This window comes from Rathayibacter sp. AY2B5, from assembly GCF_002931645.1.
Classification (GTDB): domain Bacteria; phylum Actinomycetota; class Actinomycetes; order Actinomycetales; family Microbacteriaceae; genus Rathayibacter.
The window spans coordinates 168,270-186,351 of record NZ_PSUE01000004.1 but is presented as its reverse complement, the minus strand read 5'-3'; the positions used below and the strand labels follow the sequence as shown (position 1 = coordinate 186,351).

Below are 18,082 nucleotides of genomic sequence, written 5' to 3'. Positions count from 1 at the left end.
TGGCAATCGCCATGGTGCGGTGCCGCCGCCGTCCCCGTAGTGTTCACACCAGGTTGCCCTTGACCCCGGTCGCCCTGATGCCGCGTCCGGCCCCTACCGACGCGGTGAACCATGAGCGGACCGCCCCCGTCGGGATCGCTCACCGAGAGACCGTCGACGCCGACGGTCACCACGAAGAGCGAGGCGCCGATGAGCACCCCCACCACCACGTCCGTCACCGGAGGCGCCCCCCGCGTCGTCCGCACCCGCCCCCGCGCCGACGGCCGCGTCAACCCGACGACCGAGTACTCCGGTCTCCTCAGCACGGTCCGCGACGCGGGGCTCCTCCGCCGCCGCACCGGCTTCTACTACACGATGTTCGGCGCGCTGGTCCTCGCGCTCGGCGGCATCGTCACCGGCTTCGTCCTGCTGGGCGACTCCTGGTTCCAGCTCCTGCTCGCCGCCGCCCTCGGCATCGTGCTGACGCAGTTCGCCTTCCTCGCCCACGAGGCCTCGCACCGCCAGGTGTTCGAGTCCGGCAGGGCCAACGACGTCGCCGGGCGCACCCTCGCGAACCTCTTCGTCGGCATCAGCTACTCCTGGTGGATGACCAAGCACAGCCGCCACCACGCGAACCCGAACGTGCTGGGCAAGGACCCGGACATCGAGCGCGACGTCGTCTCCTTCACCGCCGAGGACGCGGCCCGCTCGCGCGGCCTCTACGCCTGGCTCACCCGCCGCCAGGGCTACGCGTTCTTCCCGCTCCTGCTGCTCGAGGGCCTCAACCTGCACCTGCACGGCTTCCGCACCGTGTTCGGCAAGGGCAAGGTCGACAAGCGCTGGGTCGAGATCACCATGCTCGTCACCCGCGTCGGCCTCTACCTCGCCGTCGTCTTCTGGGCCCTCCCCCTCGGCCTGGCGTTCGCCTTCGTCGGCGTGCAGCTGGGCGTCTTCGGCCTCTACATGGGCGCCTCGTTCGCGCCGAACCACAAGGGCATGCCGCTGCTGCCGAAGGAGGCGCGCGTCGACTTCCTCCGCCGCCAGGTCCTCACCTCGCGCAGCATCCGCAGCACCTGGTTCACCGACCTCTACATGGGCGGACTGAACTACCAGGTGGAGCACCACCTCTTCCCGAACATGCCCCGCCCGGCGCTGCGCCGTGCGCAGGTCATCGCCAAGGAGTACTGCACCACCCACCAGATCCCCTACACCGAGACCTCGCTGATGGAGTCGTACGCGATCGTCGTCCGCTACCTCAACAAGGTCGGCCTGTCGGCCGGCGGCGACCCGTTCGACTGCCCCGCCGCCTCCGCCTACGGACGCTGAGCACTCCCCCTTCGGAGGCCCCTCGCACCTTCCCGGTGCGGGGGGCCTCCGTCGTTCGCGGGAGCGCAAGGGGGTGCCCCCGCGGGCGGCGGAGTCGTAGCGTCGGGACATGAGCAGCTCCGACTACGACATCGAGCCCACCCCCACCGACACGACCGACGGCGCCCGCACGCCCGACCCCGCCACCGAGACCGGCACCTCCGCGGGCCTCGACGAGGTCGGCGGCGCGGCCTCACCCCTGGCCGACGGCGTCGGCGCCGACGGCGAGGAGCAGAACCCCCCGCTGCCCGACTGGGGCCCCACCGACGGCGTCCACGGCACCGACGCCGAGACCGACGCCTCGGGCACCGAGCAGCACTGACACGGCTCCCCGAGGGACCTCCCCGGCCGGTCGGCGAACGTTCCGACCGCGTTCCGAGGAGGTCCCTCCGTGTTCGCCGGAGGGTCGGCCGGCGCTCGGTCGGCGCGCCCTACACTGGCGAAATGCAGCCGACCGAACGCGCCCTCCGCGTGATCTCCTACAACCTCCGGGAGCACCGAGCGCACGCCGAGATCGCCCCCCTCGCCGCCCGCCACGACATCGACGTCCTGTGCCTGCAGGAGTGCGACACCACGAAGCTGCCGCAGGAGGTGGGCTCGCTCCGGCTCGCGTCCGTCACGGCCCGCAACCGCCTGGGCCTGGCCGTCTACTACTCGCAGGACCGCTTCGAGCTCTCCGGCAGCGCCGCTTTCGAGCTCAGCAAGTCCATGCACGACCGGGTGATGTCCCCCGCTCACGAGCGCCTGCTGGCCGTCCGCCTCGACGACCGCGACGGCGGATCGATCGCGGTCTCCTCCTTCCACGCCGCCCCGCTCTCGGCCGGCAACGCCCTGCGCCGCAAGCAGATCGACGAGGCGCTCAACCGGCTGCGCGAGTACGCGCCGGACACCCCCTCCCTGATGGTCGGCGACTACAACTACCCGTGGTTCTTCCGCGGACTCGACCGCCGGATGACCCGGAACGGCTACCTGGTCTCGCGGAGCGACTCCCCCACCTACGCGCGCTACCGCTACTTCAGCGGCCACTTCGACTTCGCGATCAGCGACTCCGTGCGGATCGAGCGGGTCTCCACGCTGCCCCAGGGCGTCTCGGACCACCTCCCGGTGATGGTCGACGCGCACTACGGCGTTCCCGCCGCCTGAGCGCGGGGCCCGCGGGCCCGCGCGGTCGGTAGGCTCAGGGGGTGACGACCCTGATCCTCGCCCGGCACGGAGAGACTGTCTGGCACTCCGAGAACCGCTTCGCGGGCTCCTCCGACATCGCGCTGACCCCCCGGGGCCAGGACCAGGCGGCGACTCTGGCCGCCTGGGCCGTCGACGCCGACCTCGAGGCGGTGTACTCCTCCACCCTGGTCCGGGCCGTGCGCACCGCCGTGCCCGCCGCGCGGGCGGCCCACCTCGAGCTGCAGCCCGACCCGGCCCTGGTCGAGGTCGACTTCGGCCGCGGCGAGGGGCTGACCACCGACGAGATGGAGAAGCGCTTCCCGGACGAGTACCACGCGTGGGTCGCGGCGCCGGCCATCCAGCCGATGCCCGGCGGCGAGTCCGGCCTCGACGCCGTCGCCCGCGCGAACACCTCCCTCGCCCGCATCCACCGCGAGCACCCCGACGGCCGCGTGCTCGTCGTCGCGCACGGCACGCTCATCCGCCTCCTGCTGTGCGCCTACCTCGGCATCAACCCCGAGACCTATCGGCACACCTTCCCGGTGGTCGACAACGTCTCGCTGACCACGCTGCGCTGGGACGCGACCGGCGTCGGCCTGCTCGGATACAACGTCCCGCCCGTCCAGACGCAGCGGCGCTCCAGCTGAGCGCAGCGGTCGCTCCGGAGCGGCGCCCGGCGAGCGCGGGCTCGATCGGCCTGGTGCTCGGGTCGGTCGCGAGCGTGCAGCTGGGCGCCTCCTTCGCCGTACTGCTCTTCCCCGCCGCGGGGCCGATCGGCACCGTCACGCTCCGGCTGGTGTTCTCGGCCGTCGTGCTGCTCCTGGTCTGCCGTCCGCGGCTGCGCGGCCACAGCCGGAGCGACTGGGCCACTGTCGCCGCCTACGGTCTCGCCCTCGGCGGGATGAACGCCTGCTACTACGAGGCCATCGCCCGGATCCCGCAGGGCGCCGCCGTCACCCTCGAGGTGCTCGGGCCGCTGACGCTCTCGGTGATCGCCGGGAGGAGCGTGCTGAGCCTGGTCTGGGCGGTGCTCGCGCTGGCCGGGGTGGTGACCCTGTCGCAGGGCGGGTTCTCGGCGCTGGACCCGGTCGGCGTCGGCTTCGCGCTGGGGGCCGCAGTACTCTGGGCCGCGTACATCGTCTTCGCCGGCCGCACCGGCGGGCGATTCCAGGGGATCGACGGGCTCGCGCTGGCGCTGGCGGCCGGCGCGATCGTGTCGCTGCCGTTCGGCCTCGCCTCCGCCGGGCCCGCCCTCGTGGTGCCGCCGGTGCTGCTCCTCGGGCTCGCCGTGGCGGTGCTCTCCTCCGCGGTGCCCTACGCGCTGGAGCTGCTGGCGCTGCGGCGCCTGCGCTCCTCCACCTTCTCGATCCTGATGTCGCTCTCCCCCGGGGCGGCCGCGCTCTCGGGCTTCCTCGTGCTCGGCCAGCGCCTCAGCGCCGTCGAGGCCGTCGGGATCGCGCTCGTGGTCGCCGCGAGCATCGGGGCGGTGCGGACCGCGCGGACCTCCGCCTGAGCGGCAGTTCTTTTGTTAGGCTAACTATGTGCCATCGACCGAGACCCTGCAGACCGAGACCCCTCAGACCGAGACCCTGCAGACCGATCTCCCGCTGACCTCCCTCGCGGGCGAGGTGCGGGCAGCGGTCGGCCGGCTCGGACGGCGGCTCCGGCAGGAGAAGGCCCAGCACGAGCTCAGCGATCCGCAGTTCAGCGTGCTCGCACTCCTGCACCGCGAGGGCGCCAAGACCCTCGGCGAGCTGGCCGAGGCGGAGCGGGTCCGCCCGCCCTCGATGACCCGCACGGTCGGCTGCCTGGTCGACGAAGGACTCGCGGAGCGCCTCGCCGACCCCGCCGACGGCCGCGTCACCCGCATCCGCCCCACCGGGGCCGGCACCGCACTGGTGCTCGACGTGCGCCGCAGCCGCGACGCGTGGCTCGTGGCGCGCCTCGAGGAGCTCCCTCCCGAGGACCTGCGCCTGCTCCACGACGCGGCGGCGGTCCTGCGCGCGGTGGCCGACCGATGAGCGCGATGTTCCGCTCCCTCGCCGTGCCGAACTACCGCATCTGGTTCGCGGGCGCGATGGTCTCGAACGTCGGCACCTGGATGCAGCGGACGGCCCAGGACTGGATCGTGATCAACGACCTGACCGACCACGACGCGACGGCGCTCGGCGTGACCATGGCACTGCAGTTCGGACCGCAGCTCGTGATGGTCCCCTTCTCCGGCTTCATCGCCGACCGCTTCGACCGGCGGAAGCTCCTGATGGCCACCCAGGGCGCGATGGGCGCGCTCGGGCTCGGCCTGGGACTCATCGTCGTGACCGGGGTCGTCCAGCTCTGGATGGTCTACCTCTTCGCTCTGCTGCTCGGCTTCGCCGCGGCGATCGACGCGCCCGTGCGCCAGACGTTCGTCTCGGCGCTGGTCGAGGAGCGCGACCTCACCAACGCCGTCTCGCTGAACTCGGCCTCCTTCAACTCGGCGCGGATGATCGGACCGGCCCTCGCGGGCGTGCTCATCGCCGCGGTCGGCTCCGGCTGGGTCTTCCTCCTCAACGCCGCGAGCTTCCTCGCCGTCCTGCTCTCGCTGCGCGCGCTGCACCGCGACCAGCTCCGCAGCGCCCCGCGGGCCACCCGCGGCCCGGGTGCGCTGCTGGAGGGGTTCCGCTACGTCTCGAAGCGGCCGGACATCCTCGTGGTGCTCGCGATCGTGTTCCTGATCGGCACCTTCGGCCTGAACTTCCCGATCTTCGCCTCGACGATGGCGACGGTCGAGTTCGACATGGGGGCGAGCGAGTTCGGCCTCCTCTCCTCCGCGATCGCCGTCGGCTCGGTGCTGGGGGCGCTCCTCTCGGCTCGCCGCGATCGCCCGAGGCTCCGGCTCATCGTCGGCGCCTCCGCGGCGTTCGGCGTCGCGCTCGCGCTGGCCGGCGTCATGCCGACGGTCTGGGCGTTCGCGATCCTGCTCCCCTTCGTCGGCATCGCGGCGCAGACGCTGATGACCTCGGCCAACGGCTACGTGCAGCTCTCGACCGCCCCCGAGATGCGGGGCCGGGTCATGGCGCTGTACATGGCCATCTTCGTCGGCGGCACCCCGATCGGCGCACCGCTGATCGGCTGGGTCGCGAACGCCTACGGTCCGCGCCAGGCGATGCTGGTCGGTGCCGCCTCCGGGATCGCGGCGGCCGCCATCGGACTCGCCTTCCACCTCCGCCTGCGCCGCGCCGCCCGGCTCGCGGCCCCCGGGCCGGAGGCTCTGCCCGCCACCGGCGGAGTCCCCCTGCTGCGCCCGCGCGCCTAGGCTCCGTCGGCCGGTCCGCACGCCGGGCGGATCCGCGGACCGCCCACTCGACGGGTCGCCCCCGACGCGGGGCGCGACCGCCGCCCGCCCTCAGGCCTCGCGGGTGATCTCGACGCGGACGAAGAGCTTCGACGAGCGGGGCCCGGCGAACACCCCGCGCAGCGGCGCGATGTCGTTGTAGTCGCGGCCGCGGCCGACGATGACGTGGCGGTCGCCGATGTCGATCAGGTTCGTCGGGTCGTAGCCGCGCCAGGCTCCTCCGCAGAACCACTCGACCCACGCGTGGGACTCCCCCACCACGGTCTCGCCGATCTCGGCGCGCGGCTTGGGGTGCAGGTAGCCCGAGACGTAGCGCGCCGGGATGCCCACCGAGCGCAGCGCCCCGAGGACGATGTGCGTGATGTCCTGGCAGACGCCCTCTCGCGCGGTCCACGACTCCGTCGCGGTGGAGTGCACGCCGGTGACGCCCTGCCGGTAGGTCATCGCCCGGCCGATCGTCTCGGCGATCGTGAGCGCGGCCTCGCACGGGCCGGCCGCCTCGTCCGCGAGCGAGCGCGCCATCGCCGCGAGGTCCTCCGGCGGCGCGGTGCGGTGGGTCTGCTTCGACTGCTCCACGTACTCGGTGCGCGTCTCGACCTGCTCGGACAGCTGATCCCACCCGGTCGGGTGGTCGGGGTGCTGCTTCGGCCGGATCTCGACGAGCGAGGTCGCCGTCAGCGAGAGCTCGCGGTGGGCGTCGAGCACGTCGAACGACGACACGCGGGTGCCCCAGTAGTCGGTGTAGGCGTGCACCGAGGTCACCGGCCGGATGTCGAGGTTCGAGAACAGCACCAGCTGCCCGTCCGAGGAGGCGGGGAGCATCCGCGCCTCGTTGTAGGACGCGACCACGTCCCCCGCGTAGGTGAAGCCCGTGGTGTGCCTGATGCGCAGCCTGCTCACAGCGCCTCCCCGATCCAGCTCGGCATGACGTTGGTGGGGAAGTACCGCTGGCGGATCGCCTCGGAAGCGGCCGAGGTCGCCTCCTGCACGCTGTCCATGTGCCGCGGCAGGTCCTCGAGGATGTCGGTGATCGGCCGGAACTCCAGCTCGCTGCGGATCCGCCCGAGGACGCGCTGCGCGTCGCCGGAGTGGCCGATGCGGCCGGTGCGCGGCTCGATGTCGCGCATGCACGCCTCCGCCCGCGAGACCGAGAAGAGGATCGAGCGCGGGAACAGCCGGTCCAGGAGGAGGAACTCGGCCGCGTTCCGCGCGCTCGGCACGCCCCGGTAGGTGCGCAGGTACGCCTCGTAGGCGCCGCAGGAGCGGAGGATCGTGGTCCAGGAGGGGCCGCTCGCCTCGGTCAGCGAGCGGGTGGCGAGCAGGCGGGCGGTCATGTCGGCGCGCTCGATCGAGCGGCCGAGCGTGAAGAACTGCCAGGCCTCGTCGCGCGAGGTCGCCGACTCGATGATGCCGACGGCGAGGGCGGAGCGCTCCCTCACCCAGCTGAAGAACTCCGACACCCGCTCGCCCGAGACGCGGCGCGGCATCCGGGTGCGCGTGGTGTTGAGGCACTCCCAGAGCTCGGTCGAGACGATCTCGCGCGCCCGGCGGGCGTTCTCGCGGGCCGCGCCGAGCGAGTAGGCGATCGAGGCGGGGTTCGTGCGGTCGATCGCGAGGATCGCCAGCACGTCGGCGCGGGTGATCTCGCGCATGTCGTCCGGCGGGGTCGAGCCCATCACCGACAGGAGCGAGCGGCAGGCCGTGTCCTCGTCGATCCACGGGTCCTCGAGCAGGAGCTGGAGGTGGACGTCGAGGATGCGGGCGGTGCCGTCGGACCGCTCGATGTAGCGGCCGATCCAGAACAGCGACTCGGCGATCCGGGAGAGCATCAGTCGTCCTCCCCCGCCGCGAGCGTCTGCTGCTGCTGCTGGTCCTGGTCGGTGTTCGGCGCGTCCTGCGGCGAGTGGTCGGGCGTGTGGTTGAGCGGGTAGACGATCGGGATGGAGCTGGTGACCGCGGCCTGCTCGGCGACGAGCGCCTGGATGTCGCGCGCCTCGGGCTCGGCGCTGCGCGCCTCCTCGAGGCCGACCACCCAGGTGTCCTTCGATCCGCCGCCCTGCGACGAGTTGACGACGAGCTGCCCCTCGGGGAGCGCGACGCGGGTCAGGCCGCCGGGCAGCACCCAGACGTCGGTGCCGTCGTTCACGGCGAAGGGCCGCAGGTCGGCGTGCCGGGGGCGCATCCCGTCGTCGACGAGGGTGGGGATGGTGGAGAGCTGCACGACCGGCTGCGCGATCCAGCCGCGCGGGTCGGCCTGGAGGCGGGAGCGCAGCTCCGCGAGCTCCTTCGCCGAGGCGGCCGGCCCGACGACCAGGCCCTTGCCGCCGGAGCCGTCGACCGGCTTCACGACGAGCTCGTCGAGGCGGTCGAGCACCTCCTCGAGCGCTCCCGGGTCCTCGAGCCGCCATGTGTCGACGTTCTTGATCACCGGCTCCTCCGAGAGGTAGTAGCGGATGAGGTCGGGCAGGTAGGTGTAGACGAGCTTGTCGTCGGCGACGCCGTTGCCGACCGCGTTGGCGATCGTGACGTTCCCGAGCCGGGCCGCGAGCATCAGCCCGGGCGAGCCGAGCATCGAGTCGGCGCGGAACTGCAGCGGATCGAGGAACTCGTCGTCCACGCGGCGGTAGATCACGTCGACCCGGGTCGGGCCGGAGGTGGTGCGCATGAACACCTTGCCGCCCGTGCAGAACAGGTCGCGGCCCTCGACCAGCTCCACGCCCATGAGGCGGGCGAGGAGGGTGTGCTCGAAGTAGGCGGAGTTGTAGACGCCCGGGGTGAGCACGACCACGGTCGGGTCGTCGACGCCCTCGGGGGCGGAGGCGCGGAGGGCCTGCAGCAGCTTGTTCGGGTAGTCGCCGACCGGGCGCACCCGCATCGAGACGAACAGCTCGGGCAGCGTCTGCGCCATCACCCGGCGGTTCGAGATGACGTAGGAGACGCCGGAGGGCACGCGGACGTTGTCCTCGAGTACCCGCCAGCCGCCCTTCTCATCGCGGATCAGGTCGATCCCGGACACCTGGATCCGCACGCCGTTCGCGGGGACGATGCCCGCGGCCTGCCGGTGGAAGTGGCTCGAGCTCGAGATCAGCCCGGCGGGGATGACGCCGTCGGCCACGGCGTTCTGCGGGCCGTAGACGTCGGCGAGGAACGCCTCGAGAGCACGGACCCGCTGCTTGATGCCGGTCTGCACCTCGTTCCACTCGGCGCGCTCGATCACCCGGGGGACGGCGTCGAGCGGGAACGGCCGCTCCTCCCCCGCGAAGTCGAAGGTGACGCCCTGCGCGAGGTAGGAGGAGGCGAGCGCGTCGGTGCGGCCGCGCAGCTCCTCCTGGGTCATCCGCGCGAGCGAGGAGTAGATGTCGCGGTAGGCGCCGCGGACCCCGTCGGGGCCTCCGGTCGACGCCACGTCGGCGAACATCTCGTCCCAGGGGGTGGCGCCCGTGTCGGGCCGCTCGACCTTCTGGGACCCGTATCCGTCGAAGAGGTCACCCATGGCACGACTCTAGTGCGGGGCGTATTGCGGGGATGTTTCGGGCGGCCGCGGGGCGAGCGGGGCGGGTCGGCGACGTCCGGGCACGGCGCCTCCGCCGTCCTGCGACAGCCCGGCGGAGGCCCGGGGATCCTCGGGAATAGATCCGGCCGCACGTGGTTGAATGAGGATGTACATGCAAACGCATGGACCAGGCCCCACCGGGCCGGAGGACAGAAGGAGCGCCTGATGCAGTTCGGCATCTTCACGGTCAGCGACATCACGACCGACCCCACGACCGGACGGACCCCGTCCGAGTCCGAGAAGATCCAGGCGACCCTCGCGATCGCGCTGAAGGCGGAGGAGATCGGCCTCGACGTCTTCGCCCTGGGCGAGCACCACAACCCGCCGTTCTGGTCCTCCTCCCCCACCACCACGCTCGGCTACCTCGCGGCGAAGACCGAGAGGATCACGCTCTCCACCGCGATGGCCCTCATCACCACGAACGACCCCGTGAAGCTCGCCGAGGACTACGCGATGCTCCAGCACCTCGCCGGCGGCCGCGTCGACCTGATGCTCGGCCGCGGCAACACCGGCCCCGTCTACCCGTGGTTCGGCAAGGACATCCGCCGCGGCATCGAGCTGACGATCGAGAACTACGACCTGCTGCACCGCCTGTGGACCGAGGACTTCGTCGACTGGGAGGGCCAGTTCCGCACTCCCCTCCAGGGCTTCCAGTCGACCCCGCGCCCCCTCGACGGTGTCGCGCCGTTCGTGTGGCACGGATCGATCCGCTCCCCGCAGATCGCCGAGCAGGCCGCCTACTACGGCGACGGCTTCTTCGCGAACCACATCTTCTGGCCCGCCTCGCACACCCAGAAGATGGTGCAGCTCTACCGCCAGCGCTTCGAGCACTACGGCCACGGGACCGCCGACCAGGCGATCGTCGGCCTCGGCGGGCAGATCTTCCTGGCGAAGAACTCGCAGGACGCGGTCTCGCAGTTCCGCCCCTACTTCGACAACGCCCCCGTCTACGGCCACGGCCCCTCGCTCGAGGACTTCACGGAGCAGACCCCGCTCACCGTCGGCTCCCCGCAGCAGATCATCGACCGCACCCTCGGCTTCCGCGAGTACGTCGGCGACTACCAGCGCCAGCTCTTCCTGATGGACCACGCGGGACTCCCGCTGAAGACCGTCCTGGAGCAGATGGACATGCTCGGCGAGATCCTCCCCGCCCTCCGCGCCGGCTTCGCCGAGGGCCGCCCCTCGCACGTGCCCGACGCCCCCACCCACGCCTCCCTCGTGGCCGCGCGCGACGCGCAGCCCGCGGCCGAGCCCGTCACCGTCTAGTCAGGAGCTCTCCATGGACACCCGCAGGATCACCGTCCTCTCGGCCGGCCTCAGCCAGCCGTCCTCGACCCGGCTGCTCGCCGACCGCCTGACCGACGCCGCCGAGTCCTCCCTCACCGAGCAGGGCTTCGCCGTCGAGCGGAGCGTCGTGGAGCTGCGCGACCTCGCGCACGACGTCACGAACAACCTCCTCACCGGCTTCGCGAGCCCCGCTCTGCAGACCGCGCTCGACGCGGTCGCCGGCGCCGACGGCCTGATCGCCGTGACGCCGATCTTCACCACCAGCTACAGCGGGCTCTTCAAGTCGTTCGTCGACGTGCTCGACACGGAGGCGCTGCGCGGCCTGCCCGTGCTGCTGGCGGCCACGGGCGGGTCCCCCCGCCACTCCCTGGCCGTCGACTACGCGATGCGCCCGCTCTTCACCTACCTGCACGCGGCGCCCCTCGCGACCACCGTGTTCGCGGCGACGGACGACTGGGGCGGCGCGACCGAGGACGGACGGGCGCTGCCCTCGCGCATCGAGCGCGCCGGACGCGAGCTGGCCGATCAAGCCGCCCGCTCCTCCCGCTCGGGCTCCACGCCCGACCCCTGGGCGCTCGACGGCTCGTTCGAGGGGATGCTCAGCCGCCGCGGCTGAACGCCCGCCGCGCGGATCGGCCGCTCCTCTCATGGATCGGCCGATCCGTCCAGCCGCGATACCCGCGGCCCTGCCGGAATAGCCTGCCCCCGGGAGCCTGCCGCTGGCCCCCGGAAGGAGGCCGTCATGGGCCTGACCAGCAAGGGGCTCCCCTCGGGGGCTCTCGACCTCTCGCAGCTCGGACGCGCGGTCCTCGACCGCCGCCGCTTCCTCGGAGCGCTTGGCGTCGCCGCCTCCGTCCCGGTCCTCTCCGGCTGCGGCTTCGCCCCCGCGAGCCCCGCGGCGAGCGCCGGCAGCGACACCCTCACCTTCACCACCTGGGGCACCGACGCCGAGCTGGCCGGCTTCCAGCGCGCGATCGACGCGTTCCAGTCGGCGAACGCCGGCGCCACCGTGACCCTCAACGCGGTCCCGTACGAGCAGATGTTCACCAACATCGACGCGCAGCTGCAGGCGGGGAACCCGCCGGACGTCTTCCGGGTCCCGTACTACACGTTCGGCAGCTACGCCGGCCGCGACCAGCTCCTGGACCTGTCGGGCTTCCTCGACTCCGACGTCGCCGAGCGGTTCACCGATCCGGCCTGGGCCGCGGTGCAGAGCGGCGGGAGCCCCTTCGGCGTCCCCCACCACACCGACACCTCGCTGATCCTCTACAACACGCAGGTGCTGGCCGACGCGGGCGTCACCTCCTTCCCCTCCTCGCCCGAGGAGGCGTGGACCTGGGAGGAGTTCACCGAGGTCGGGCGGAAGCTGCGCGCCTCGCTCCCCGCCGAGCGCTACCCCTTCGCCTACAACTGGCAGGGCAACGGCGTCACCCGCTGGCTGAGCCTGCTCTTCCAGGCCGACGGCCGCTTCCTCACCGAGGACCTGTCCGGGCCCGCGATCGACTCCGCCGCCGGCCGCGCCGCGATCGACTTCAGCCGCAGCTTCTTCACCGACGGCCTCGTGCCGCCGAGCAGCTCCGTGCAGGCGACCACCTACGCCAGCGACCTCTGGTACTCGCAGACCACCGCGATGACCTTCGCCGGCGCGTTCCTCATCCCCGACGCCGACTCCACCCTCGACTTCGAGTGGGGCGCCACCTACTCCCCGCGCAACGTGCGCGGAGGCGGCGACTTCGGCGGCAACGCCCTCGTCGCGACCAAGGCCGCGAAGAACCCGGAGCTGGCCGCCTCCTTCCTCGCGTTCGTGACGGAGGAGGAGGCGATGCGCGACTTCTGCGCCGGCGCCTCCCTCCTCCCCACCCGTCGCGACCTCACGGAGTCGGGCATCGAGTTCGCCGTGCGCCCCGAGCTCGCCGAGGTGTTCCTCGGCCAGGCGGGCACCGTCCAGGCGTCCGACTCGGCGCAGGTCGCCTCGCCCGACATGGCCGCGATCATCACGGTGCTCAAGGAGCAGCTGGAGCAGGCCTTCGTCGGCGGGCGCAGCACCGAGGACACCATCGCCGGCCTCACCTCCGGCATCGCGGCCGCGACGCAGTGAGCCGGTCGGTCCTCGCGCCGGAGGCGGTGACCGCCCGCCCCCGGCGCACCTCCCGCGCCCCCGCCCGCGAGACGGCGGCCGCCTACGCGTTCCTCGCGCCGAACCTGCTGATGCTCGGCCTGTTCGTATTCGTCCCCCTGGGCGGCGCGTTCCTGATCGGCTTCCAGCGCACGAACGGCTTCGGCGACGGCGTCTTCATCGGACTCGACAACTACGCGCGGCTGCTCGGCGACGGCCTCTTCTGGCGCTCGACGCTGAACACGGCGCTGTTCACCCTGATCGTGACCCCGCTCTCGATGGCGCTGGGCCTCGGCGCGGCGGTGCTGATGAACTCGGTGCTGCCCGCGCGGCCGGTGTTCCGCAGCATCCTCATCCTGCCGATGGCGGTCTCCGGAGTGGCGACGGCGCTGATGGGCGTGCTGATCTTCGACGAGAACAGCGGCGTGCTCGACGGCATGCTCCAGACGATCGGCCTCCCCCGCATCGCCTGGCAGTCCGGCGGAGCGGCGGCCTTCGCCTCCGTGGTGCTCGTCACCCTGTGGTGGCGCACCGGCTTCAACATGCTGATCTACCTGGCGGGGCTGCAGGGGGTGAACCCGGCGCTCTACGAGGCGGCCCGGCTCGACGGAGCGAACGCGTGGCAGCAGTTCCGCCACGTGACGCTGCCGCTGGTCGGCCCGTCGTCGTTCTTCCTGCTCATCCTCAACGTCATCTACTCGTTCCAGGTGTTCGACATCGTCTTCGTGCTCACCGGCGGCGGACCGCAGAACGCGACCTCGGTGCTCGTGACCTACGCCTACGACACCGGGTTCGTCACCCGCGACCAGGGCTACGCCGCGGCCATCGGCATCGTGCTGCTGATCCTGACCATGATCTTCACCGCGGTGCAGTGGCGCACCAACCGCTCGAGGGACCTCGTCGAATGATCCGCACGTCGCGCACCTCGCGCCTGCTCCGCCTCGCCCTCGCCCTCGCCGTCTCGGTGGTCATCGTCTTCCCGCTGTACTGGATGGTCGTCGTCGCGTTCTCCTCGCGGTCCGAGCTGCTCGGCGGCACCCTCCGCCTCTGGCCGCGCGAGCTGACGCTGGTGAACTTCGAGCGCGTGTTCTCGTCGTTCCCCGTGGCGACCTGGTTCGGCAACTCCCTCGCGATCAGCCTGGTCACCGCTTTGATCACCGTGACGATCAACCTGCTCGGCGGCTACGCCTTCGCGCAGCTGCGGTTCCGCGGATCCGGCGTGCTCTTCCTCCTGGCTCTGTCGACGCTCACCCTGCCCGTGCAGGTGATCATGGTGGCGCTGTTCCGGCTCGTCACCGACCTCGGCCTCTACGGGAGCTACTGGGCGGTGATCCTGCCGACGGCGGCGTCGGCGTTCGGGCTGTTCCTGGCGCGGCAGTTCATCCTCGCGATCCCGCGGGACCTGATTGAGGCGGCCCGGATCGACGGCGCCGGGCACTTCCGCGTGTTCACGGCCATCGTCCTCCCCCTCTCGAAGCCGCTCATCGCCGTGCTCTTCTTCATGTCGCTGCTCGGCTCCTGGAACGACTTCGCCTGGCCGCTCATCGCCCTGAAGGAGAACGCGCTGTTCACGCTCCCGATCGGGCTGCTCTTCCTCCAGGGGCAGTTCGGCAGCGACTACGGAGCGACCATGGCGTTCGCCCTGGTGAACGTCGTGCCGATGGTGGTGCTGTTCCTGGTGTTCCAGCGCTACTTCGTGCAGGGCTTCGCGCGCAGCGGCCTCCGCTGACCCCGCGGCGGGAGATGCATATCGGTGCGCTGAGCGGCCATTCGTCCCCCCGTCCGGGGCCGGGAGTGTCAATCCCCCCGTTCCGCCGACCCGGCCGGCGCCGCCCCGCGGTACCGTCGTCGCAGGCGCCCACCTCGTGCGCTCCGGAGCGCACCGTTCGAGCGGAAGGCGGGATCGCCATGAGTACCGTCGCCGCGAACGCCGCCCAGCAGAAGGTGGCCGGCCGCTACTACCTGATCGAGCGCATCGGCTCCGGCGGGATGGGCTCGGTCTACCGGGCCCGCGACGAGACCGTGCAGCGCGAGGTCGCCGTGAAGGTGTTCCGCGCGGAGGCCTCGAACCCCGAGGACGTGGCCCGCCAGGAGCGCGAGGTGCGGATGCTGAGCTCCTTCGCCCACCCGGGCATCGTCAACCTCTTCGACGCGGGGCTGCACAACTTCGGCGGCGAGGTCCGCCGCTACGTCGTGATGGAGCTCGTCGCCGACCCCACGATGGAGGCGCGGCTTGAGTCCGGCCTCCTCCCGGCGGCGGAGGTCGCGGCGATCGGCACGCAGCTCGCCGAGGCCCTGGCCTACCTGCACGAGCGCGGCGTCGTGCACCGCGACGTGAAGCCCGCGAACATCCTGGTCAGCGAGGTCGCCTCCAGCGGCTACGCCCGCACCGCCAAGCTCACCGACTTCGGCGTGGCGCACTTCATGGACGGCTCCCGCCTCACCAGCGACGGCGTCGTGATCGGCACCGCGAGCTTCGTCAGCCCGGAGCAGGTCGCGGGCGAGCCGATCAGCGGTGCGAGCGACGTCTTCTCCCTCGGCCTGGTCCTCCTCGAGGCGATCACCGGTCACCGGGAGTACTCGGGCACCGTCCTCGAGGCGGCGATCGCCCGCCTCCACCGCAGCCCCTCCGTGCCCGACACCCTGCCGGCGGAGTGGCGGGCGCTGCTGACCTCGATGACGCAGCGGGACCCGGAGAAGCGGCCGACCGCCGACGAGGTCGCGCACCGGCTCCGCGGCGGGATGACGACGGGCTCGGCTTCGGGCGCGCCGACCGCCTCGGACTCGCGCGCGGCACGGATCCGGCGCTCCGTGATCATCGGCTCGAGCGTGGTCGGCGTCGGCGCGATCGCGGCGCTGTCGTGGATGCTCGGAGCGCTCGCCGGTCGCTGACCGACCGGGCGCGGGGCCCTAGGCCTCGCCGGGGAACGCGGGACGGAGCACGATCCGCGTCCAGGCGCCCACGTAGATCCGGTCGCCCTCCTCGACCTCGCGGCGCTGACCGGCGGCGATCGGCGACTGCGGGAGCGGAGCCCCGGCCGGGGCGAGGTACGTGCCGTTCGCCGACTGCAGATCCTCGACCCACCAGCGGTAGCCGTCGGTGCTCAGCTGGCAGTGGCGCCGCGAGACACCGGAGTCGGAGCCGCAGTCCACCTGCGGCGAGATGCCGCGGGAGACGGACGGGCGGCCGACGAGCAGGGTGCGCTCGCGGAGGACGACGGTCGCGGGCGGGCCGGGCGAGGGCATGGGGTCGTCGGCGCGCTGCTCGGCGTACCACTCCGGGTCGACCCAGAGCTCGGCGATCCACGGGCGGTCCGGGTCCGCGGAGGCGGAGGCGGGGTGGGCGGAGCCGGTGGCAGGCGCGGACGCGGCCTCCTCCTCCGACGCTGAGGCCCTGGGTGCCGCGTCGGGGGCTGCGGCCTCGGGTGCAGGGGCCTCCGGGATCACCTCGGTCGGCGGAGCTGCGGGCGGCGCGGTCGCGACGGGGGTGTCGAAGCCGGCCTCCTGCTCCGGGACCAGCTCGGTCGGAGCCGCGGGATCGGCCTGCGGCGCGGGCGCCTCGCCCAGGTGCTGGGCCGGGTCCCCCGACGGCGTCGCGGAGCCGCCGACCTCGCCCGGAGCGCGGACGGCGCCGGAGGAGGTGAACGGATCGGCCTCGGGGAGGGAGCCGGTCGTGAAGTCGTAGCCGCAGTTCTCGCAGAACAGGGCGCCGGGCTCGTTCGGGAACGAGCAGTGCGGGCAGACCGAGGGGCCGGTCGGGATCGCGGTGGTCGGCGCGGCGGGAGCGGGCGACGGGGCCGCAGCGGCACCGATGGGCGCCCCGCAGACGTCGCAGTAGTCCCCGGACTGCGAGGTGTGCCCCTCGGGGCAGCGGAAGCTCACTTGCGCACCCGCGTGGTCTTGGTCGACGCGGTGTCCAGCGCCATCTCGTCGAGGCGGTCCACGCCGCGCTTGAGCCGCACGGTGCCCTCGTTCGGGTTGTCGATCTCGACGACCTTCCGCAGCTTCGCGGTCGCCTCGTCGTTCCCGGTGACGGAGGCGAGCTGCACCGCCCGCCCGAGCTTGACCGTGGCGGTCGCCTCGTCGCCCCGCGCCTTGGCCGCGAGCCCGTCCTGGATCGCGGAGGCGAGCTCGGTCTGGCCGGTGTAGTGGGCGACGGCGGGGTCGATGCGGGCGGTCAGGGCGGAGTCGTCCGTCCAGCGCGCCTTCACCAGGGCGGAGGCGACCACCTCGTCGCGCACGCTGAGCTGCACCCGCGCGGCGAGCTGCTCCGAGCCGACCGGCTTCGACGCGACCCGGACCGCCACGTGGTACTCCCGCGACTCGTCGCCCCAGGCGCCGGTCGGGTAGGCGCCGGTGAGCGGGTTCACGGCGTTCCGCCGGGAGCTGAGGTCCTCGAGGTTCGGAGCGACCTGACGGACGAAGAGCAGCTGCGCGCCCTGCGGAGTCCAGACGCGGAGCTCGCCGTTGGCGACTCCCCGGCCCATCGACGCCCGCATCAGCGACTCGAAGTCGGCAGCCATGTCGGCCGGGTTCGCGATCAGGCCCACGGTGCCCAGCAGGGCGCTCGCGATGGTGCGCGCCTCCTCGACGATCCAGCGGGAGCCGACGCCGCGCACGTCGCACTGGAAGTCGCCCGACGCCGCGCGAATCGCCGCGTCCAGCTGCATCCGCGACTCGTGCTCGTTCTTGCCGTCGGTGAGGAGGATCGCGTGCCTCTGCGTCGCCTCCGGCACGGTCGCGAACAGCTGGCGGGCGAGGGTCAGCCAGGTGCCCATCGCGGTGCCGCCGTCGGCCTGGAGGTAGCCGATCGCCTCCTTCGCCGCGGCCCGCGCCCCCGGCTCCATCCGCACCATCGAGACGGTGGCGTTGGGGTACGGGAAGGCGCGGTCGGCGCGCTCGGACCCGGCCACGACGGCGAAGAAGGTGCCGTCCAGGATCTGGTCGACGGCCACGGCGGCGGCGCGCTTCGCGGCCGTCATGTTCTCGCCGGTCATCGATCCGGAGCAGTCGACGATGATGATCTCGGCCGCGGCCCCGTCGGACCCGGCGACCCCCGTGCCGGACGCGGTCACCGTGACGATGGCGTGCACGTCGGTGGCGCCGTCCGAGAGGAACTCGTTCTGGAAAACACTCGCGCTGAACTCCGCCATTCCGGCAGTTTACGGGGACGCCCGGCCCGAGCGGCCCTCCATCGCCGAGGATCGGCCGGGCATCGCGGCCCGACGCCTGCACGACAGCTGTCGGGGCGGGCGGAGGCGGGTCGAGCGCCGCCGGAGGGCCC

At 72.5% G+C, this 18,082-nt stretch carries 18 protein-coding genes; 13 read left to right on the top strand and 5 right to left on the bottom strand.

Annotation, left to right across the window (positions count from 1 at the left end):
* Nucleotides 1-189 precede the first annotated feature (189 nt).
* From C5C30_RS04740 to C5C30_RS04710, 7 genes are all read left to right on the top strand, one after another.
* Nucleotides 190-1,305, top strand: coding sequence for an acyl-CoA desaturase (locus C5C30_RS04740; protein WP_181065694.1), 1,116 nt, complete (start codon nucleotides 190-192; stop codon nucleotides 1,303-1,305).
* Between the two features lie 109 nt (nucleotides 1,306-1,414).
* Nucleotides 1,415-1,666 carry a hypothetical protein gene (locus C5C30_RS04735; protein WP_104246865.1) on the top strand — a complete coding sequence of 84 codons (252 nt, stop codon included), beginning with the start codon at nucleotides 1,415-1,417 and terminating at the stop codon, nucleotides 1,664-1,666.
* 122 nt (nucleotides 1,667-1,788) lie between these two features.
* Nucleotides 1,789-2,487 carry an endonuclease/exonuclease/phosphatase family protein gene (locus C5C30_RS04730; RefSeq protein WP_104223855.1) on the top strand — a complete coding sequence of 233 codons (699 nt, stop codon included), beginning with the start codon at nucleotides 1,789-1,791 and terminating at the stop codon, nucleotides 2,485-2,487.
* A 41-nt stretch (nucleotides 2,488-2,528) separates the two neighbouring features.
* Entirely contained in the window at nucleotides 2,529-3,155 is a 627-nt protein-coding gene (locus tag C5C30_RS04725; RefSeq protein ID WP_104223854.1) for a histidine phosphatase family protein, read from the top strand.
* A gap of 53 nt (nucleotides 3,156-3,208) precedes the next feature.
* Nucleotides 3,209-4,021, top strand: a complete 813-nt coding sequence (locus C5C30_RS04720) for a DMT family transporter (RefSeq protein WP_244229480.1) — start codon at nucleotides 3,209-3,211, stop codon at nucleotides 4,019-4,021.
* 28 nt (nucleotides 4,022-4,049) lie between these two features.
* Complete coding sequence (locus tag C5C30_RS04715; protein ID WP_258065794.1) at nucleotides 4,050-4,529, top strand: MarR family winged helix-turn-helix transcriptional regulator; 480 nt, start codon at nucleotides 4,050-4,052, stop codon at nucleotides 4,527-4,529.
* Complete coding sequence (locus C5C30_RS04710; protein ID WP_104223853.1) at nucleotides 4,526-5,803, top strand: MFS transporter; 1,278 nt, start codon at nucleotides 4,526-4,528, stop codon at nucleotides 5,801-5,803. Before C5C30_RS04715 ends, C5C30_RS04710 begins: the two co-directional genes overlap by 4 nt.
* Nucleotides 5,804-5,893: 90 nt before the next feature.
* On the opposite strand, the gene C5C30_RS04705 is transcribed toward C5C30_RS04710, so the two are convergent.
* Genes C5C30_RS04705 through C5C30_RS04695 form a run of 3 tightly spaced genes read right to left on the bottom strand, consistent with a single transcriptional unit; the run spans nucleotide 5,894 to nucleotide 9,335 of the window.
* Nucleotides 5,894-6,742, bottom strand: a complete 849-nt coding sequence (locus tag C5C30_RS04705; protein ID WP_104333264.1) for a transglutaminase family protein — start codon at nucleotides 6,740-6,742, stop codon at nucleotides 5,894-5,896.
* Entirely contained in the window at nucleotides 6,739-7,671 is a 933-nt protein-coding gene (locus C5C30_RS04700) for an alpha-E domain-containing protein (protein WP_104223851.1), read from the bottom strand. The genes C5C30_RS04705 and C5C30_RS04700 overlap by 4 nt, the downstream gene beginning before the upstream one ends.
* Complete coding sequence (locus tag C5C30_RS04695) at nucleotides 7,671-9,335, bottom strand: circularly permuted type 2 ATP-grasp protein (RefSeq protein WP_104226201.1); 1,665 nt, start codon at nucleotides 9,333-9,335, stop codon at nucleotides 7,671-7,673. Before C5C30_RS04695 ends, C5C30_RS04700 begins: the two co-directional genes overlap by 1 nt.
* A 225-nt stretch (nucleotides 9,336-9,560) precedes the next feature.
* On the opposite strand from C5C30_RS04695, the gene C5C30_RS04690 reads away from it, so the two are divergent.
* From C5C30_RS04690 to C5C30_RS04665, 6 genes are all read left to right on the top strand, one after another.
* Nucleotides 9,561-10,661 carry an LLM class flavin-dependent oxidoreductase gene (locus tag C5C30_RS04690; protein WP_104223849.1) on the top strand — a complete coding sequence of 367 codons (1,101 nt, stop codon included), beginning with the start codon at nucleotides 9,561-9,563 and terminating at the stop codon, nucleotides 10,659-10,661.
* A 13-nt stretch (nucleotides 10,662-10,674) separates the two neighbouring features.
* Nucleotides 10,675-11,298 carry an FMN reductase gene (locus C5C30_RS04685; protein ID WP_104333263.1) on the top strand — a complete coding sequence of 208 codons (624 nt, stop codon included), beginning with the start codon at nucleotides 10,675-10,677 and terminating at the stop codon, nucleotides 11,296-11,298.
* 126 nt (nucleotides 11,299-11,424) lie between these two features.
* Nucleotides 11,425-12,780, top strand: a complete 1,356-nt coding sequence (locus C5C30_RS04680) for a sugar ABC transporter substrate-binding protein (protein WP_104333262.1) — start codon at nucleotides 11,425-11,427, stop codon at nucleotides 12,778-12,780.
* 26 nt (nucleotides 12,781-12,806) lie between these two features.
* The gene (locus C5C30_RS04675) at nucleotides 12,807-13,706 is read left to right on the top strand and encodes a carbohydrate ABC transporter permease (protein WP_258065793.1); all 900 of its coding nucleotides are present in this window, start codon (nucleotides 12,807-12,809) and stop codon (nucleotides 13,704-13,706) included.
* Nucleotides 13,703-14,527, top strand: coding sequence for a carbohydrate ABC transporter permease (locus C5C30_RS04670; RefSeq protein WP_104233145.1), 825 nt, complete (start codon nucleotides 13,703-13,705; stop codon nucleotides 14,525-14,527). The genes C5C30_RS04675 and C5C30_RS04670 overlap by 4 nt, the downstream gene beginning before the upstream one ends.
* A gap of 179 nt (nucleotides 14,528-14,706) precedes the next feature.
* The gene (locus C5C30_RS04665) at nucleotides 14,707-15,690 is read left to right on the top strand and encodes a serine/threonine-protein kinase (RefSeq protein ID WP_181131448.1); all 984 of its coding nucleotides are present in this window, start codon (nucleotides 14,707-14,709) and stop codon (nucleotides 15,688-15,690) included.
* A gap of 18 nt (nucleotides 15,691-15,708) precedes the next feature.
* Here the strand turns inward: C5C30_RS04665 and C5C30_RS04660 are convergent, their stop codons facing one another.
* Both C5C30_RS04660 and C5C30_RS04655 read right to left on the bottom strand, forming a co-directional pair.
* Nucleotides 15,709-16,680: an FHA domain-containing protein gene (locus C5C30_RS04660; RefSeq protein WP_104333260.1), complete on the bottom strand. Its 972-nt coding sequence runs from the start codon at nucleotides 16,678-16,680 to the stop codon at nucleotides 15,709-15,711.
* Nucleotides 16,677-17,951 (bottom strand): VWA domain-containing protein, encoded by a 1,275-nt coding sequence (locus C5C30_RS04655; RefSeq protein ID WP_104238603.1) that lies wholly within the window; start codon nucleotides 17,949-17,951, stop codon nucleotides 16,677-16,679. The genes C5C30_RS04660 and C5C30_RS04655 overlap by 4 nt, the downstream gene beginning before the upstream one ends.
* Nucleotides 17,952-18,082 lie beyond the last annotated feature (131 nt).

Coding starts and splice junctions, on each gene's coding strand:
- C5C30_RS04740 (WP_181065694.1), top strand. CDS start 190: ATGAGCACCCCCACCACCACGTCCGTCACCGGAGGCGCCCCCCGCGTC.
- C5C30_RS04735 (WP_104246865.1), top strand. CDS start 1,415: ATGAGCAGCTCCGACTACGACATCGAGCCCACCCCCACCGACACGACC.
- C5C30_RS04730 (WP_104223855.1), top strand. CDS start 1,789: ATGCAGCCGACCGAACGCGCCCTCCGCGTGATCTCCTACAACCTCCGG.
- C5C30_RS04710 (WP_104223853.1), top strand. CDS start 4,526: ATGAGCGCGATGTTCCGCTCCCTCGCCGTGCCGAACTACCGCATCTGG.
- C5C30_RS04700 (WP_104223851.1), bottom strand. CDS start 7,671: ATGCTCTCCCGGATCGCCGAGTCGCTGTTCTGGATCGGCCGCTACATC.
- C5C30_RS04695 (WP_104226201.1), bottom strand. CDS start 9,335: ATGGGTGACCTCTTCGACGGATACGGGTCCCAGAAGGTCGAGCGGCCC.
- C5C30_RS04690 (WP_104223849.1), top strand. CDS start 9,561: ATGCAGTTCGGCATCTTCACGGTCAGCGACATCACGACCGACCCCACG.
- C5C30_RS04685 (WP_104333263.1), top strand. CDS start 10,675: ATGGACACCCGCAGGATCACCGTCCTCTCGGCCGGCCTCAGCCAGCCG.
- C5C30_RS04680 (WP_104333262.1), top strand. CDS start 11,425: ATGGGCCTGACCAGCAAGGGGCTCCCCTCGGGGGCTCTCGACCTCTCG.
- C5C30_RS04670 (WP_104233145.1), top strand. CDS start 13,703: ATGATCCGCACGTCGCGCACCTCGCGCCTGCTCCGCCTCGCCCTCGCC.
- C5C30_RS04665 (WP_181131448.1), top strand. CDS start 14,707: ATGAGTACCGTCGCCGCGAACGCCGCCCAGCAGAAGGTGGCCGGCCGC.
- C5C30_RS04655 (WP_104238603.1), bottom strand. CDS start 17,951: ATGGCGGAGTTCAGCGCGAGTGTTTTCCAGAACGAGTTCCTCTCGGAC.